The sequence below is a fragment of the Mesorhizobium sp. B2-4-13 genome (genome assembly GCF_006658535.1).
GTDB classification, from domain to species: Bacteria; Pseudomonadota; Alphaproteobacteria; order Rhizobiales; family Rhizobiaceae; genus Mesorhizobium; species Mesorhizobium australicum.
The window spans coordinates 616126-633723 of sequence record NZ_VFVB01000001.1 but is presented as its reverse complement, the minus strand read 5'-3'; the positions used below and the strand labels follow the sequence as shown (position 1 = coordinate 633723).

The 17598-nt window shown below is 63.5% G+C and carries 14 protein-coding genes; 4 read left to right on the top strand and 10 right to left on the bottom strand.

Annotation, left to right across the window (positions count from 1 at the left end; genetic code table 11):
* Positions 1 to 270 precede the first annotated feature (270 nt).
* Genes FJ936_RS03085 through FJ936_RS03075 form a run of 3 tightly spaced genes read left to right on the top strand, consistent with a single transcriptional unit; the run spans position 271 to position 4874 of the window.
* Positions 271 to 3201 (top strand): molybdopterin oxidoreductase family protein, encoded by a 2931-nt coding sequence (locus FJ936_RS03085; protein ID WP_181171002.1) that lies wholly within the window; start codon positions 271 to 273, stop codon positions 3199 to 3201.
* On the top strand, positions 3198 to 3932 hold the full coding sequence (locus tag FJ936_RS03080; RefSeq protein ID WP_015319319.1) for a 4Fe-4S dicluster domain-containing protein: 735 nt from the start codon (positions 3198 to 3200) through the stop codon (positions 3930 to 3932). Before FJ936_RS03085 ends, FJ936_RS03080 begins: the two co-directional genes overlap by 4 nt.
* A gap of 6 nt (positions 3933 to 3938) precedes the next feature.
* Positions 3939 to 4874 (top strand): DmsC/YnfH family molybdoenzyme membrane anchor subunit, encoded by a 936-nt coding sequence (locus FJ936_RS03075; protein WP_015319320.1) that lies wholly within the window; start codon positions 3939 to 3941, stop codon positions 4872 to 4874.
* Between the two features lie 3 nt (positions 4875 to 4877).
* Here the strand turns inward: FJ936_RS03075 and pdeM are convergent, their stop codons facing one another.
* The 5 genes from pdeM to FJ936_RS03050 all read right to left on the bottom strand — a co-directional run bounded on the left by pdeM (position 4878) and on the right by FJ936_RS03050 (position 10875).
* Positions 4878 to 5594 carry a ligase-associated DNA damage response endonuclease PdeM gene (pdeM, locus tag FJ936_RS03070; RefSeq protein ID WP_015319321.1) on the bottom strand — a complete coding sequence of 239 codons (717 nt, stop codon included), beginning with the start codon at positions 5592 to 5594 and terminating at the stop codon, positions 4878 to 4880.
* A 3-nt stretch (positions 5595 to 5597) separates the two neighbouring features.
* Positions 5598 to 8126 carry a ligase-associated DNA damage response DEXH box helicase gene (locus FJ936_RS03065; RefSeq protein WP_140787160.1) on the bottom strand — a complete coding sequence of 843 codons (2529 nt, stop codon included), beginning with the start codon at positions 8124 to 8126 and terminating at the stop codon, positions 5598 to 5600.
* A 68-nt stretch (positions 8127 to 8194) separates the two neighbouring features.
* Positions 8195 to 9055: an NlpC/P60 family protein gene (locus tag FJ936_RS03060; protein WP_140787158.1), complete on the bottom strand. Its 861-nt coding sequence runs from the start codon at positions 9053 to 9055 to the stop codon at positions 8195 to 8197.
* A 33-nt stretch (positions 9056 to 9088) separates the two neighbouring features.
* Positions 9089 to 9439 carry a MarR family winged helix-turn-helix transcriptional regulator gene (locus tag FJ936_RS03055; RefSeq protein WP_015319324.1) on the bottom strand — a complete coding sequence of 117 codons (351 nt, stop codon included), beginning with the start codon at positions 9437 to 9439 and terminating at the stop codon, positions 9089 to 9091.
* Positions 9440 to 9510: 71 nt separating this feature from the next.
* Positions 9511 to 10875 carry a leucyl aminopeptidase family protein gene (locus FJ936_RS03050; protein WP_140787156.1) on the bottom strand — a complete coding sequence of 455 codons (1365 nt, stop codon included), beginning with the start codon at positions 10873 to 10875 and terminating at the stop codon, positions 9511 to 9513.
* Between the two features lie 126 nt (positions 10876 to 11001).
* Between FJ936_RS03050 and FJ936_RS03045 the strand changes: the two genes are divergently transcribed.
* Entirely contained in the window at positions 11002 to 11832 is an 831-nt protein-coding gene (locus tag FJ936_RS03045; protein WP_140615415.1) for a tetratricopeptide repeat protein, read from the top strand.
* Positions 11833 to 11921: 89 nt separating this feature from the next.
* Here FJ936_RS03045 and FJ936_RS03040 read toward each other — a convergent pair whose 3' ends face one another.
* From FJ936_RS03040 to FJ936_RS03020, 5 genes are read right to left on the bottom strand one after another with little or no spacing between them, the layout of a single operon-like run.
* Positions 11922 to 12938, bottom strand: a complete 1017-nt coding sequence (locus tag FJ936_RS03040; protein ID WP_015319327.1) for a type II secretion system F family protein — start codon at positions 12936 to 12938, stop codon at positions 11922 to 11924.
* Positions 12939 to 12947: 9 nt separating this feature from the next.
* Positions 12948 to 13961 (bottom strand): type II secretion system F family protein, encoded by a 1014-nt coding sequence (locus FJ936_RS03035; RefSeq protein ID WP_015319328.1) that lies wholly within the window; start codon positions 13959 to 13961, stop codon positions 12948 to 12950.
* Between the two features lie 29 nt (positions 13962 to 13990).
* Positions 13991 to 15502, bottom strand: coding sequence for a CpaF family protein (locus FJ936_RS03030; RefSeq protein ID WP_015319329.1), 1512 nt, complete (start codon positions 15500 to 15502; stop codon positions 13991 to 13993).
* A 23-nt stretch (positions 15503 to 15525) separates the two neighbouring features.
* Positions 15526 to 16815: a CpaE family protein gene (locus FJ936_RS03025; protein WP_140787154.1), complete on the bottom strand. Its 1290-nt coding sequence runs from the start codon at positions 16813 to 16815 to the stop codon at positions 15526 to 15528.
* A 47-nt stretch (positions 16816 to 16862) separates the two neighbouring features.
* Entirely contained in the window at positions 16863 to 17594 is a 732-nt protein-coding gene (locus FJ936_RS03020) for a CpaD family pilus assembly protein (RefSeq protein WP_140787152.1), read from the bottom strand.
* Positions 17595 to 17598 lie beyond the last annotated feature (4 nt).

Genomic DNA, 17598 nt, shown 5'->3' with positions numbered 1-17598 from the left:
TAAGAACCAATATCGATCGAATTTACAAGAACAACTGATTAGACGGATCGATAGCTTTATTCTACTTTTTCGTCGGAAGTTAGAAAAAATTAGCCTGCAGGTCGCAAAGAGCAAAATGATCGGGCGGTTCAGATCCCTGCTTGCGCATTGGAGCCGCGGTATAAGGCGACGGCTGGCCGGCGACCGCTACCATCCCGAAGAACGTTATATGCGCGGCCCCGGGCCGAAGACGCGAGCCAAATCCGCTGGCCGCGCGAGCACCACGGGATCATGATGCAAGGACCGCCGCGCGGCGCCAATTCAGCCCCCTCGCAACGCCCGCTTGCCGACACGCGGGCGCCCGATGAAGGCGACGGTGTCGACACCTCGCCTGATGTTTCCGACAGCATCGCCAAGACGACCTGCTACATGTGCGCCTGCCGCTGCGGCATCGACGTGCACATCAAAGACGGCAAGGTCCGCTACATCAACGGCAACAAGGATCATCCGGTCAATCGCGGCGTGATCTGCGGCAAGGGCAGCTCCGGCATCATGCAGCACTACAGCCCGGCCAGGCTGAAGAAGCCATTGCTGCGCACCGGGCCGCGCGGCTCGGGTGAGTTCCGCGAGATCGAGTGGGAGGAGGCCTTCTCGATCGCCACCGAGCGGCTGTCGAATATCCGCCGGACCGATCCTAAGAAACTCGCTTTCTTCACGGGCCGTGACCAATCACAATCTCTTACAGGGTGGTGGGCGAGCCAGTTCGGCACGCCGAACTTCGCCGCTCATGGCGGCTTCTGTTCGGTGAACATGGCGGCGGGCGGGCTCTACACGATCGGCGGCTCGTTCTGGGAGTTCGGCGAGCCCGATTGGGACAACACGAAATACTTCATGCTGTTCGGCGTTGCCGAGGACCATGATTCCAATCCGATCAAGATCGGACTGGGCAAGCTCAAGGCGCGCGGCGCCAAGGTGGTGTCGATCAATCCATGCCGGACCGGCTACAATGCGATCGCCGACGACTGGATCGGCATCCGGCCCGGCACGGACGGCCTGTTCGTGTTCGCGCTGATCCACGAACTCTTGAAAGCCGGCCGCGTCGATCTCGATTATCTGCTCCGCTACACCAACGCGCATGTCCTGGTTATCCAGGAGCCGGGCGCGGCCGATGACGGGCTGTTCATGCGCGACAGCGACGGCAATCCGCTGGCATGGGACAGAGTGGCGACGACCTCCGTCAACGCAGTCGATTCAAATGCCAAACCGGCACTGACCGGCAGCTTCACAGTCGACGGGCGCAGGTGCCTTCCCGTGTTCCAGCTGATCGCGGACCGCTACATGGACGTCAGCTATTCTCCCGATGCGGTCGCGGAGCGTTGCGGCATCTCCGCCGGAACGATCCGCCGGATCGCCGCCGAACTGGCCCATGTCGCCTTCGAGCAGGCGATCGAACTGCCGGTGGCATGGACCGATTGGGCCGGGCGCCGGCATCAGACGATAAAGGGACGGCCGGTTTCGATGCATGCCATGCGCGGCATCTCGGCCCATTCCAACGGCTTTCACACCTGTCGCGCCATCCACCTGCTGCAGGTTCTGCTGGGCACGGTGGATGTGCCGGGCGGCTTCCGCTTCAAGCCGCCCTATCCCAGGTCGGCGCCGCCCGGCCCGAAGCCCTGCGGCAAGGATGTCAGGCCGATGACGCCGCTCGACGGCATGCCGCTCGGTTTCGTCTGTGGACCCGACGATCTGCTGGTCGACGAAGCGGGTACGCCGCTGCGCATCGACAAGGCCTATTCCTGGGATTCGCCGCTTGCGGCGCATGGGCTGATGCACACAGTCATCCGCAACGCCTGGGCCGGCGATCCCTACCCGATCGACACGCTGATGATGTACATGTCGAACATGGCCTGGAATTCCTCGATGAACACCGTCGAGACCATGGCCATGCTCACCGACCATGACGAAGCGGGCAACTACAAGATCGCTTTCATCATCTATTCCGATGCCTACTACTCCGAGACCGTGCCGTTCGCGGACCTGGTCCTGCCCGACACCACCTATCTAGAGCGTCATGACTGCATCAGCCTGCTCGACCGGCCGATCAGCCATGCCGACGGGCCGGGCGACGCCATTCGCCATCCGGTCGTCGAGCCCGACCGCGACGTCAGGCCCTTCCAGTCGGTGCTGATCGACCTCGGCGCGCGGCTTGGCCTGCCCGGCTTCGTCGATGACGAAAGCTCGCCGAAGTACCGCGACTATGCCGACTACATCGTCAATCATGAACGCACGCCCGGCATCGGCCCGCTCGCAGGCTGGCGCGGCAAGGACGAAAACTCGATCGGCAAGGGCGACGTCAATCCCAACCAGTTGCAACGCTACATCGACAATGGCGGGTTCTGGCACCACGATTTCACCGAGGACCAGCGCTACTACAAGATGGCCAACCGCTCCTATCTCGACTTCGCGGTGCAACTGGGCTTCATCCCCAAGGCCGAGCCGATCGTCTTCCAGCTCTATTCCGAACCGATGCAGCGTTTTCGGCTGGCCGCGCGTGGTCATGGCCGGGTGGTGCCGCCCGAAAGCGAACGCAAGCGCGTCGAGACCTACATGGACCCGCTGCCGTTCTGGTACATGCCGTTCGAGGAAGCGTCCGTCGACCAGGAAGAATACCCGCTGCACGCGCTGACGCAGCGGCCCATGCACATGTACCATTCCTGGGGTTCGCAAAATGCGTGGTTGCGGCAGATCACCAGCCAGAACCGGCTGTTCGTGCATCAGCAAACCGCCGCCGGGCTCGGCCTTGGCGACGACGACTGGGTGTGGATCGAGAGCATCAACGGCAGGGTCAAGGGGCAGATCAAGCTGGTCGAAGGGGTCAACCAAAGCACGGTGTGGACCTGGAACGCGATCGGCAAGCGACGCGGCAGCTGGGGGCTGAAGGACAATGCCGCCGAAAGCAATCGCGGCTTCCTGCTCAACCACATCATCGGAGACCAGACCTTGGCCGACGCGCAGGGCAAGCGTTATTCGAATTCCGATCCGGTCACGGGCCAGGCGGCGTGGTCCGATCTGCGCGTGCGCATCGTCAAATGCGCGGCGGAGGAGGCCGGCTTCACCGAACCGCAATTCGAGCGTTTTCAACAGCCGCCGCATTTCGAACCCTCGCCCGACAAGCTCACTTTCGGCGCCGGGTTTCGGCAGGCAAGAGAGGCGGCCGAATGACCTGTCTTTCAAATCCAGGCGGCAAGAAGCTCGGCCTCGTCATCGATCTCGACACCTGTGTCGGCTGCCAGGCCTGCGTTACCGCCTGCAAGGAGTGGAACACCGGCGGCCACATGGCGCCGCTGACCGACATCGACCCCTATGGCGGCCATGTCGACGGGGTCTGGTTCAACCGCGTGCACAGTTACGAGCACATCACCGAGATGGGTGGGCGCACGGTCAACTTCCCGCGTTCCTGCCTGCATTGCGAGACGCCGGCCTGCGTCACCGTCTGCCCGACCGGCGCCTCCTACAAGCGCGCGTCGGACGGCATCGTGCTGATCGACGAGGACAAGTGCATCGGCTGCAAATTGTGCAGCTGGGCCTGCCCTTACGGCGCGCGCGAATTCGATGGCGATGTCGGGGTGATGAAGAAATGCACGCTCTGCGTCGACCGCATCTATAACGACAATCTGGCCGAGGGGGACCGCGTGCCGGCCTGCGTCGCCGCCTGCCCGACCAGCGCCCGGCATTTCGGCGACCTCGGCGATCCCCAATCCCCCGTTTCGCAACTGGTGGCGGAGCGCGGCGGTGTCGACCTGATGCCTGAACTCGGCTATCGCCCGACCAACAAATACCTGCCGCCGCGCGCTCACACGCAACGCGCCGCATCGGTGACCGCTCCCGCGCTGGAGCCGCTACGGGCCGAGGGCGGTTTCCTTGGCTGGGTCGACCGCATGCTTTCGAGCTGACCATCCATGCATCCAGCTTTTTCGGTCGTCTTCTTCACCACCGCCACGGGTGCCGGCTATGGGCTGCTCGCGCTGCTCGGCGTGCTCGGCCCGCTCGGCTTCGTCGCGCCCGATTTCTGGCCGGGCTTCGTCGGCATGGGGCTGGCGCTCGGCCTGATCGCCGCCGGCCTGTTGTCATCGACCGGCCATCTCGGCAGGCCCGAACGTGCCTGGCGGGCGTTCTCGCAATGGCGCAGTTCATGGCTGTCGCGCGAAGGCGTTGCCTCGGTCGCCACCTTCATTCCCGCAGGCGTGTTCGGCGTAGGCTGGGTCTTCCTTAGCCGCCTCGATGGCTGGGTGGCGGCCGCCGGCGTCCTGGCCGCCGTCGGCGCCATAGCCACGGTCTGCATGACAGGCATGATCTATGCCTCGCTGAAACCCATCGCCCACTGGCACAGCCCCTACACCTTGCCCGGCTATCTCATCTACTCGGCGATGAGCGGCAGCGTGCTTCTGAACGCTGTGCTGCAAGCATTTTCTCTCGGCTCGAAAATGCTTCTGGCGGCTTCCGCGCTGCTCACTTTGCTTGGCTGGGGCTGGAAGCTGGCGACCTGGCGCCACAACGACCGGCTTGAAATCCCGACCAATGCCAACACCGCGACGGGGCTGACCGGTGGCACGGTGCAGTCGCTGGAGTGGCCGCATACGGAAGAAAACTACCTGCTCAAGGAAATGGGTTTTCGCATCGCGCGCAAGCACAGCGCAAAGCTGCGCCGGATCACGCAGGCGCTGGCCTTCGGTTTGCCGATCCTGTTGCTGCTTGCCGCCTTCGCCTTGCCGTGGCCGCTCGCGGCGGCGCTATCGGCGCTGGCCGCGATCGCCCAGTTTGCCGGCATGCTGGTCGAACGCTGGCTGTTCTTCGCCGAAGCGAAGCACACGGTCATGCTCTATTATGGGCGATAGATCTCAGCCTGGCCGCAGCATCGAGTGCGAGATGGCGAAGATGCGCTCGGTGCCGAGCATGTAGGCCATCAGCGACTCCAGGCGAAACAGCCCGGCATAGGCGCGGTCGAGCACGTTGAGCGAACCGGTATAGGCGCCGAAAGCCGGCATGATCATGCGGCCGCCATCGCCGGCAAAGCAGCGCCTGCGCACCGAGCGGCCTTGTTGCACAATGCGCGCGCAGGGGTGCAGATGACCAGATATTTCGCCCTCGACCCTCACCTTCGATGGCTCATGCCTGAACAGCAGCGAGCCTATGGCCAGTTCCCGCACGGTCTCGCCAGGCAGATCCGCCGGCGCTTCGGGGTCGTGATTGCCGGCGACCCAGAACCAGTCACGGCCTGCCATCTGCGCTTCCAGCCGTTCGCGAAAGCTCGAATGCATGCGCGCTGCGCCGCCACCGTCGTGGAAGGAGTCACCCAGGCTGATGACGATCGACGGCTGGTAGTCCGATATGACCGCCTGCAGCCTGAGCAGGGTCGCGCCAGTATCGTAGGGCGGGATGAGCGTGCCGCGCCTTGCCAGGGACGACCCCTTCTCCAGATGCAGGTCCGATACCGTCAGCAGCTTGAGCTCGGGGAAATACAGCACACCGCGCGGATCGCAGACCGCGCGCTCGCCCGCGATGCCGACGAGATCGGCCTCGGCGATCAGCGATGCGCGCGCCAGCGAAAAACTCATTCCTCAGCCATTCCCAGGCCCCATGGCCTCTTCGACCAGCGTCGCCGCATCCATCAGCAGCGTTTCATCGGCCTCGCCGTTCACCGGCATCTTGCCGATCTCGAGCATGATCGGCACGGCAAGCGGCGATATCTGTTCGAGCGCCTTATGCATGATTCGACCCTGGATGCGCGAGAGCATGTCCGCAAGTCTGCTGACATCGAGCAGGCCGGTCGCTGCATCGGCACGCGTCGCCTGAAGGAGGATGTGGTCCGGCTCATGGCTGCGCAGCACGTCGTAGATCAGGTCGGTCGACACGGTGACCTGCCGGCCGCTCTTCTCCTGGCCGGGGTGGCGTTTTTCGATCAGGCCCGAGATCAGCGCGCAATTGCGGAAAGTGCGCTTGAGAAGCCAGCTGTCGGCCAGCCAGGCTTCGAGATCGTCGCCCAGCATGTCCTGATCGAACAGCGCGCTCAGTGAAGGTTTCCTGGCTTTGAACATCGCGCCCATGTCGCCCAGCGACCATATGGCCAAGGCATAATCAGTGGCGACAAAGCCGAGCGGCCTGACGCCCGCCCTGTCGAGGCGACGGGTGAGCAGCATGCCAAGCGTCTGGTGCGCCAGCCTGCCCTCAAAGGGATAGGCGACCAGATAATGGCGATTGCCACGCGGAAAGGTCTCGATCAGCAAATCGTCGCGCTTGGGCAGCATGGATTTGTCCGACTGGAACCGCAGCCAGTCGGCCACCTGCTCCGGCAGCTTCTTCCAGCGCTGCGGATCGTCCAGCATGATGCGGACCTGCTCTGCGAGGTAGGTCGAGAGCGGGAACTTGCCGCCGCCATAATATGGCACCTTGGCGTCGCTGCCGGGCGCGTTCGACACGAAGCACTCATTCTCGCGGATGCCCTCGAAACGCAGCACCTTGCCGGCGAACATGAAAGTATCGCCATGCGTCAACGTTTCGAGGAAGGCCTCCTCGATCTTGCCGAGCACGCGGCCACCGTGCGACGCCGCGCCTTTGCTGCCGGCCTTGACGTAACGCACGTTGAGGGCGGGCACCTCGATGATGGTGCCGACATTGAGCCTGTATTGCTGGGCGACGCGCAGATTGGAGACGCGCCACAGCCCGTCCTTGTTAAGGCGGATGCGGGCATAGCGCTCATAGTTCTTCAGTGCATAGCCACCGGTGGCTACGAAATCGATGACACGGTCGAAGGTCGGCCGATCGAGGCCGGCATAGGGTGCCGCCGTTCGTACCTCCTCGTATAGGTCATCGGCGCGGAACGGTGCGCCGCAGGCGCAGCCGAGCACATGCTGGGCCAGCACGTCGAGCCCGCCATTGACCAGTGGCGGCGTATCCTGCGCGCCGAGATAATTGGCGTCGAGTGCGGCCCGGCACTCCAGCACCTCGAAACGGTTGGCGGGGATCAAAATCGCCTTGGACGGCTCATCCATGCGGTGGTTGGCACGGCCGATGCGCTGTGCCAACCGGCTGGCGCCCTTCGGAGCACCGACATGCACGACCAGATCGACATCGCCCCAGTCGATGCCGAGATCGAGCGTCGACGTGGCGACGATGGCGCGCAGCGCGTTCTCGCCCATTGCCTTCTCGACGCGCCGGCGCTGGGCGACGTCGAGCGAACCATGATGCAAGGCGATCGGCAAGGTGTCCTCGTTGACGCGCCACAACTCCTGGAACAGCAGCTCCGCCTGGCTGCGTGTGTTGACGAACAGCAAGGTCGTCTTGTGGCGCTTGATCTCGCGGTAGATTTCCGGCGTGGCGTAGCGCGCCGAGTGCCCTGCCCACGGCACGCGCTCCTCGGAATCGAGGATCGAGATCTCGGGCTTGGCACCACCCGTCACAGTGATCAATTCCGCCATGTCACCCGGTGGGTTCTGGCTGACAAGCCAGCGCCGCAACTCGTCCGGCTCGGCCACCGTCGCCGACAGGCCGATCGTCTGCAGGCCAGGGACAAAGCTGCGCAACCGCGCGAGGCCGAGCGCCAAAAGATGGCCGCGTTTCGACGTCACCAGCGAATGCAATTCATCGAGCACGACATAGCGCAGATCCTCGAAGAAGCGTCTCGCGTCGCCTGCCGCGATCAACAGCGCCAGTTGCTCCGGCGTGGTGAGCAGAATGTCGGGCGGCGCAAGCTTCTGGCGCTGGCGCTTGTGGGCGGGGGTGTCGCCGGTGCGCGTTTCGATGGTGACGGGCAGGCCGATCTCCGCGACCGGCTTGCCGAGATTGCGCTCGATGTCGACGGCCAGTGCCTTCAACGGCGAGATGTACAGCGTGTGGATGCCGCGCCGCGCCTGGCCTGGTTTTCGCTTCGGCCTGACGGCCAGTTCGGTCAGCGTCGGCAGGAAGCCGGCCAGCGTCTTGCCGGCGCCGGTCGGCGCGATCAGCAGCACCGATTGCCCGGCCTGGGCCTTCGCCAGGAGCTCTATCTGATGCGCGCGTGGCGACCAGCCTTTCTCGCCGAACCATTTCAGGAATGGCTCGGGCAGGACGACTGCGGCATTCTGGTCGGCGAGGCGGGGCTCAACTGTCACGCGCCAGAGGTAGCGCGGCGACAGGCAATCGCCAAGCAGATTCGGAACAAAAGGGGATCGAAAAAGCCTTACGGGCGCCGGAACCCTGTCGGCCCGCCATAGAGATAGCCGATGCGAGCTATCGCCTCCTTCAGGTCCTCTCGCGACACAAGCATGGTGTGACCGTTGGCGTGGATCATGGTTTCGGCGTCGGTCATGATGGCGACATGCCCTTTCCAGAACACCAGGTCACCACGTCGCAGCCCCGAAAAATCAGGGCCCGGTTCGAGCGGCTCGCCGATCGAGGCGGCCTGCATGTCGGAATCGCGCAGCACATCCTTGCCGGCCATGCGCATGGCCAGTTGCACCAGGCCGGAGCAATCGATGCCGAAGCCGGAAACACCGCCCCATAGATAGGGCGTGCCGAGAAATGTCTCGGCCACGGACACATAGTCGCCGGCCACTTCGCCGATCGGCTGCAAATGGCCAGCGATCACGGCTTTACCGGAGGGCAGCAACGCATAGTGCGTGCCCCGTGTTTCAGCGGCACCCGTAACGGTTACGGTCGATCCCATGGACAATTGCCCGGCAATCGGAAAGCGCAGGTCCGGACCGGGATAAAGAAACGTGCGTGGCACCGAAACGATATGAGTGGACGCATGGTCGCGCCCGCCCAGCATGGCATCGGCGACATAGCCGACATAGCCATCGCGTTCGCCCTGGACCCAGGCCCAGCCTTCGGTTTGCTCGAAGACGAGGACATCGTCGCCGAACAGGAACTGCGTGTTGATGCCGGCATCCGGGCGTGGCGCCTTGCGCACTTCGGCAACGGATGCGGAAATCCGCGCCGGCCGGCCGGCGACGAAACGCTCCGCCGTGACCTCGCCTATCAGGCGCGAATCGGCAAGGTCGGAGCGGAAAGCGTGCAGGCGGGCGTCGTGGGCGGTCAAATCGGCAATCCAGTTAGTTAGACAGAGCACTTGTCAGATCGGCAGTTCGTGGGCCTTGGCGATGATACCATCTCCGAAACGCTCGACAAAGAGCGCGCCTTCGACGGTGCGCTTGATCAGGACGTTGCGCTTGTCGAGCTCGTCGCGATGGCGCGACACCAGTTTCAGCGCGCCCATCGTGTCGAGCGCGCGCGTGATAACCGGCTTGGTGACGTTGAGGCGGGCGGCGAGCCCGCGCACGGTGTGCGGCGGCGGATCGAGGTAGATGGTGAACAGGATCGCCGTCTGGCGCATGGTGAGATCAGGCGCGTCCTCGCGCACCTGCGACAGCATCACTTGCTGCCACAGTCGCAGGGCCTGGCTCGGGCGCATCGCAATCGACATCGCGCCAGCATGACGGCAAATTGTTTCGGTTCCGTTTCAGTTCTCGAAATCGCCGACTCTGCTTGCGGCAATCAGCCATAGCGCGTCGAGATGATCCGCTCCAGCGCCCGGATGCCCTGCGCCTCACCGCCGGCCGGGCCATGCGGGCGATCGGCGGGGTTCCAGGCGAAGATGTCGAAATGCGCCCAGCTTGCCGTCTTCTCGACGAAGCGCTTGAGGAACAGCGCCGCGGTGATCGAACCGGCGAAACCATCTGATGTGACATTGTTGATGTCGGCTATCTTCGACGACAGTTTCGCGTCGTAAGGCCGCCATAGCGGCATGCGCCACAGCGGATCCTCGACCGCCAGCGACGCCGCCGCCAGCTCCGAGGCAAGCGCCTCGTTATCGGTGTAGAAGGGCGGCAGGTCGGGGCCAAGCGCAACGCGGGCGGCGCCGGTCAGCGTCGCCATGTCGATGAGAAGCTGCGGCTCCTCGTCGTCGGCCAGCGCCAGCGCGTCCCCCAGCACCAGCCTACCCTCGGCGTCCGTGTTGCCGATCTCGACCGTGATGCCCTTGCGGCTCGCCAGCACGTCGCCCGGGCGGAAAGCGTTGCTGGCGATCGAATTCTCGACCGCGGGGATCAGCACGCGCAGCCGCACATTGAGCCCGGCGGCCATGATCATCGAGGCCAGGCCCAGCACATTGGCGGCGCCACCCATGTCCTTCTTCATCAACAGCATGCCCGATGACGGCTTGATGTCGAGCCCGCCCGTGTCGAAGCAGACGCCCTTGCCGACCAGCGTCACCTTCGGCGCGCCCTGCCGCCCCCAGGTCATGTCGATCAGACGCGGGGCATCGGACGAAGCGCGGCCGACGGCGTGGATCATCGGGAAGTTCTGTGCGAGCAGATCGTCGCCCTTGATGACCGAGACTTCGGCCTTGTGAGCCCCGGCCAGGGTTCGCACCGCCTTCTCCAGATCGTCCGGCCCCATATCGTTGGTCGGTGTGTTGACCAGGTCGCGCGTCAGGAAAACACCATCGACGACGCGGCGAACGCGCTGCGCATCGACGCCGGCCGGCAGCTCGAAGCGCAGCGCCTTGCCCGGTTTCCTGCCGTAGCGGGCAAAGACATAACCGCCGAGCACGATTGCAAGAGCCGCCAGTTCCGGCTCCGCAGGCCTGGAGGCAAAATGCCAATCGCCCTCCGGCAAGGTTTTCGCCAGCGCACCGACGGCAAGCGCGCCCTCGCCCTCACCGAGGCCGAACATGGCGCCGCCAAGCGCTCCGTTCTCGCCTGGCAGGACCAGCGTCCTGCCAGCCTCGCCGGAAAAGCCGTTTGCCTTGGCCCATGCGACAATAGACGGCGACAGACCGGCTGCCTCCAGCCCGTCCCTGGCGACCAGATGGATTGGCAGCGGGTTCTTCGGCTTGCTCTCGACCAGTTCAACGGACATCAGATGTTTCTCCTGCCGAGTTTGCGAGTCGGCGCGTCTTAACCCTCCGTTAGGGTTAACAGAATATTTCTGCTGGAGGGAAGATGGCCACGCAATGGCCACGCATGAATGGAGGCCCAGGTGCCGATGCCGACCAACCGCACAATAGACATCCGGGGAAAACGGCTCATTACCACGGCATTCATGCTGGCGCTCGCGGCGGGCGTTGCCGGTTGCGCGACCGACAAACTCACCACAGGGTCGATCGGACGCACCAGCGGCAAGCCGCTGGAAACGATGTCGGCGGGAGAATTGCACAACGCCACGGCCGCACTTGGCCAATCCTACGCGAGGAACCCCAACGACAAGCGGATAGCGACCAACTTCGCGGCGGCGCTGCAGATGGACGGCGATGCCGACCAGTCGCTTGCCGTGATGCGCAAGCTGGCGATCGCCTACCCCAAGGACCGCGAAGTTCTCGCCGCCTATGGCAAGGCATTGGCCGCCAATGGCCAGCTCGAGGCAGCGCTCGACGCCGTGCGCCGCGCACAAACGCCGGAATACCCCGACTGGAGGCTGGTGTCGGCGGAGGCGGCCATCCTCGATCAGGTCGGCCAGAAGAACGAAGCGCGCCAACTCTACCGCAAGGCGCTTGAACTCAAGCCGAACGAGCCATCGATCCTTTCCAATCTCGGCATGTCCTATGTGCTGGAAGGGGATCTGCGCACCGCCGAGACCTATATGCGCTCTGCCGCCCAGCAGCCGAATGCCGACAGCCGGGTGCGTCAGAACCTGGCGCTCGTTGTCGGGCTGCAAGGTCGCTTCGACGAAGCCGAGAAGATCGCCTCGCAAGAACTTTCCCCCGAACAGGCACAGGCCAACGTCGCCTATCTCCGGCAGATGCTGGCCCAGCAGAACGCCTGGAGCCAGCTCAAGGATCAGGACAAGGCGAAAACGGCGAAAACCGCCACCAACTGATCGTCGCGCGCGGCGCCCGATCGCGCCAAACGAAAGAGCCGCGTGGCATTTTCCGCGCGGCTCTTTCGCTTTGGATTGTGCGGATTCGCCTACTGGGTGCCGTTGCTTTGCGACTGGCCGAAGATGCCGCGCTGGCTGACCTGGATGCCGGCAGGACCCAGGATGATGGCGAACAGCACCGGCAGGAAGAACAGGATCATCGGCACGGTGAGCTTGGGCGGCAGCGCGGCGGCCTTCTTCTCGGCCGCGTTCATGCGCATGTCGCGGCTTTCCGCGGCAAGCACACGCAGTGCGAGCGCCACTGGCGTGCCGTAGCGCTCGGCCTGGACGAGCGCCTGTGACACGGACCTGACCGATTCCAAGCCGGTACGGCTCGCAAGATTCTCGTAAGCCTGCTTACGTTCCTGCAGGTAGGAGAGCTCGGCGTTGGTCAGGATGAATTCTTCCGCCAGGGCCACCGATTGCGCGCCGATCTCGTCGGCGACCTTGCGCAGGCCGGCTTCCACCGACATGCCGGATTCCACGCAGATCAGCATCAGGTCGAGCGCATCCGGCCATGCCAGCTGGATCGACTGCTTGCGCTTGGTCGCGCGGTTGTTGACGTAGAGGACCGGCGCATAGAAGCCGCCATAGGCAACGAGGATGCAGACGAAAAGCCGGATCACCAATGGCTTGTCGGGCAACCCTCCGAGCACGAAAATATAGAACAGACCCAGCGCGAAACCGACAAAAGGAAGCACCAGACGGAAGAACAGAAATCGCGTTAGGGGATTTTGCCCGCGAAAGCCGGCGACCTTCAGCTTTTGCAAGGTGGACTCGTCGGCCAACGCACGGCGCAGATCGAGCCGGTCGACAATGTTGCGCATACCGACCGACTGCTGCTCGCGCAGGCCCTTGCGGCGGCGATCGGCCTCGTTCGCAAGCCGCGCGCGCTGCTTGGCGCGAAGCTCGTCACGCTCCAGCGCGACCGACTTCATGCGCGCCTTGAGCTGGTTTCCGCCAAGGGCCGGCAGCAGCGTAAAAACGGTTGCGAACACGGCGACAGCGACCAGCATCGCAATCAGGAGGCTGGGATCCGTCAGTGATTTGATGACTTGTTCGGTCATGCCACGGCCCTAGACTTCAAAATTCATCATCTTGCGCATCACGAAGATGCCGATCGACATCCAGATGCCGGAAACACCGAGGATCAGATGGCCGACGCTGGTCGTGAACAGCGGCATCAGGTAGTTGGGACTGGAGAGATAGACGAGAAAGGCAACGATGAAAGGCAAGGCGCCGATGATGGCGGCGGATGCTTTCGCCTCCATCGACAGGGCCGCGACCTTGGCCTTCATCTTCTTGCGGTCGCGCAAGACGCGCGAAAGATTGCCTAGCGCTTCGGAGAGATTGCCACCGGCTTGCGACTGGATCTGGATGACGATGCCGAAGAAGCTCGCCTCGGTGCATGGCATGGTTTCGGGCATGCGCAAGGTGGCGTCGGGGATCGACAGGCCCATCTGCTGCGAATCGACGATGCGGCGAAACTCGGTCTTGACCGGTTCAGGGGATTCGTTGGCGATCAGGCGTATGGCATCGTTCAGCGGCAGGCCGGACTTGACCGCCCGCACGATGACGTCGAGCGCGTTTGGAAATTCGTTGAGGAATGACTTGACGCGCCGGCTACGACGAAAAGAAACGAACCAACGCGGCAGGCCAAGCGCTCCGGCGAGCAGCACACCGGGCAAGACAATCATCGGCGCACCGGCCACGAACGCGACCACCGTCAGCGCGAGACCGCAGATGGCCGAATAGATATAGAAACGTTCGATCGACACCTTCATCCCGGCCTGGCGAAGCTGCGCTTTCAGCGGCGGCTTCTTGACGGCGATGTCCTTGGATTTCTGCTTTTCGTCGAGATCCTTCAGTGAATCCTGCACCGATTTGCGGCGCTTGGCGGCGTCGGCCGCCCGGTCGCGGGTGGCCTTGACGACGGAACGGTCCGTCTCGGCGGCCTTGATCGTTTCCAGCCGCCTGCCGGCCTGTTTCTCGTTGCTGATCTGGTTGAACAGAAATACATAGGCGACCGCGCCGGCGCTGAAGCCGGCGAGTACGACAAACGCCAGTACGGTGCCGTCAATTCCAAACATCGACCAGAACCTTCACGCCTGTGAGTGCGTCAGTCAGCACGTTTCTCCATGGCCTCGAGCGCTATTGCGAGGCGCTGCTCTTCGCCGTAGTAGCGCGCGCGTTCCCAGAAATGCGGGCGGCCGATGCCGGTCGAGACGTGTTCTCCCAGCAGCCTGCCGTTGGCGTCCTCGCCCTTGATGTTGTAGAGGACGATATCCTGGGTGATGACGACGTCGCCCTCCATCCCGATCACTTCGGTGATATGGGTGATGCGGCGCGATCCGTCGCGCAGGCGTGCCGCCTGGATGATGACGTCGATGGAGCCGACGACGATTTCGCGCACGGTTTTCTGCGGCAGCGAATAGCCGCCCATGGCGATCATGGATTCGATACGGTTCAGGCATTCGCGCGGGCTGTTGGAGTGGATCGTGCCCATCGAGCCGTCATGGCCCGTGTTCATCGCCTGAAGAAGGTCGAAGACCTCGGGTCCGCGCACTTCGCCGACGATGATGCGTTCAGGCCGCATGCGCAGGCAATTCTTGACCAGGTCGCGCATCGTCACCTCGCCCTCGCCCTCGAGATTGGGTGGACGCGTTTCCAGGCGCACGACATGCGGCTGCTGCAGCTGCAGTTCGGCCGAGTCCTCACAGGTGATGACGCGCTCGTCGCGGTCGATGTAGTTGGTCAGGCAGTTGAGCAATGTCGTCTTGCCGGAGCCGGTGCCGCCCGAGATGACGATGTTGCAGCGGACACGGCCGATGATCTTGAGAACTTCTGCCCCTTGCGGAGAGATGGCGCCGAACTTGACCAGCTGATCGAGCGTCAGCTTGTCCTTCTTGAATTTGCGGATGGTGAGCGCGGTGCCATCGATAGCCAGCGGCGGCGCAATGACGTTGACGCGCGACCCGTCGGGAAGACGAGCGTCGCAGATCGGGCTGGATTCGTCGACGCGGCGGCCGACCTGGCTGACGATGCGCTGGCAGATGTTGAGAAGCTGCTGGTTATCGCGAAACCGAATGCCGGTCTGCTCGACCTTACCGTTCACTTCGATGTAGACGTTCTTGGACCCGTTGACCATGATGTCGGCGATGTCGTCGCGCGCCAGCAACGGCTCGAGCGGCCCATAGCCAAGCACGTCATTGCAGATGTCCTCGAGCAGTTCTTCCTGCTCGGCGATCGACATCGCGAAGTTCTTGATCGCGATGATGTCGTTGACGATGTCGCGGATTTCCTCGCGCGCGCTTTCGGGATCGAGCTTGGCGAGCTGCGACAGGTCGATCGTATCGATGAGAGCCGAGAACACCTGGCTCTTGGTGTCATAGTAGGTTTCGCTCTTTTCGCGGCCCCTCCTCGGTTCCGGCGCCATGGGTGGCGCTTCGACCGCGCGCCTGGCCGGCGGCGCGACAGGTGCGCTCGGCTGAGGCGTGGCCGCGGGCCGGGCAAGCACCGCGGTGTCGGCCGGACCCGCGGCGGCCGGCGCAATCGTAGCCGGTGCCGATGCCGGCTGGCGGAATTCCGGCGTGAACCGGTTGCCGTCGTCGTTGCCTCTTTTACCGAACATGACCGACTACCGACCCCATTGCGTCACTTCTTGTTGCGCGAGAGCTTGCCGAGCAGACTGCCCAGGCCAGCTTTCTTCTTCGCCCGGATTTCGCTGCGGCCCGTCAGCACATGGGCAATCTCGTTGATCGTGGCCACAACCGGATTCTTGGCATCCATCTCGCCCAGCATGCGCCCGTTGTTTGCGGCATTGCCGAACAGCAGGGGATCAAAGCCGATGACCGACATTGGTGTCAGGCCGAGCGGTTCGGCGAAATCGGATGCCGAGATCTCGGGCCGCTTGGGCACGCCGGCCTGGTTGATGATCAATTTCGGCGGCGGGTCGTTCGGACGAAGCCGCTTCAACATGTCGACCAGGTTCTTGGTGTTGCGCAGATTGGCCAGTTCCGGAGTCGCCGTGATGACGATCTCGTCAGCCTTGACCAGCGTGTTCTTGGCCCATCCCGTCCAGACATGAGGAACATCGAGCACAAGCAGCGGCACGCTGCGCTGCGCGGTATCGACAAGTTGCGCGAAGGCATCGGGATCGAAGTCGTAGACGCGTTCCAGCGTCGAGGGCGCCGCAAGCAGCGACAGGTGCTCGGCGCATTGGGTCAACAGCCGGTCGAGATAGACTTCGTCTATGCGCTCGGGCGAGAACACCGCCTCGGCAATGCCCTGGGCCGGATCCTGGTCGAAATTGATGTTGGCGGTGCCGAAGGCGAGATCGAGGTCGGCGACAACGACCTCGGATTTGAACAGCGAGGACATTGCCCAGGCGACGTTGTGGGCGATCGTGGAAGAGCCGACGCCACCCTTGGCGCCGACGAAGGCGACGGTGCGGCCGAGCGGTTCGGCATCCGGATCGACGAAGATCGACGACACGACGCTGACAACGTCGGCCATCGACACCGGCGCGATGACATATTCGGAGATGCCGGAACGGATGAGTTCGCGATAAAGGCCGACATCATTGTAGTGACCGATCACCACCACTTTCGAGGATGGATCGCAGTATTCCGAAAGCTGGGCGAGCTGCTCCAGCAATTGCTTGGGTTCGCTGCGCGATTCCAGCAGGATCAGGTTCGGTGTCGGTGCCGACTGGTAGAATTCGATTGCGGTGGCGACGCCGCCCATATGGACCTTGAGATGCGCCTTGGTCATGCGACGGTCCTCCCCGGCGCGCTGGACCGGATTGGCTACGCCCTCGGTCTCGCAGAATGCTTGGATCGAAATGCGCGGAACCGGCCGCAACGCCTGCATCGCGGCGACATCCTGTGGCGAGGTATCGCCGCCCTCGACGGTGGCGTCATAGGCAAGGCTGCTCATGGTCATGCTCTTTCCGTGGCCTGTTCCTGGCGTCGCTTCTTTCCGAAGGCGGCTTAGTAAGTCACTTCCGAGTTGCCGAGGAATTCATCCGAAATGCCCCTGTCTTGGTAGACACCGATGGCTTTGCTGCGATTTGCCGCATCAATGGTGGTAGACTTGCGCGGCCCGAGAAGGTCGGCCGGATTGGCCATCTGGGCGGCCAGATTGTTCTGATAGGAGCAGCCGAAATCGGCGTAGTGCTTGTTTTCCGACGTTTCCACCAGGTCATCGGGCCAACGTCCGCATTTGTCGGTCTGTGCCCTCACCGCGATATAGGAGACGCGAACCGGGGCTGATGCCTCGCTCGATCCAGCCTGATAGGAGACCACGACGATCCGGTTGCGCTTGATACCGGCGGCGGCCGCGAGCCGGGCGAAATCGCGGCCGGCCGCCGTGGCGGCAAGCTCATTGGCGGATCCGCTTGGAACCTGGATCGTCAATGTCGGAGCGGCGCTCTTGTCGTAGCCGTCGAGGAACCCCAGAAGCGTGTCGCGCTGCGCGCCGGTCATGCCACGGTCGCCGGCGCCAACGGGAAGATCGATCTTCTGGTTCTTCTCCGCGATGACGATCGGATGATTGGTGCGATAGTCGTCGGGGATGGCGCCGACGGTAATGCTGTCGCGGTGGGCGCAACCGGCCAGGAGAGCCGTCAACGCTGCCGCGAGGATCGGAAGGACCCGCAGGCCTGTCCGAGAACGGCCGGAGCGCATCGCCATGGTCTTTGCCTTCAATACTGACTGAGACATGTCC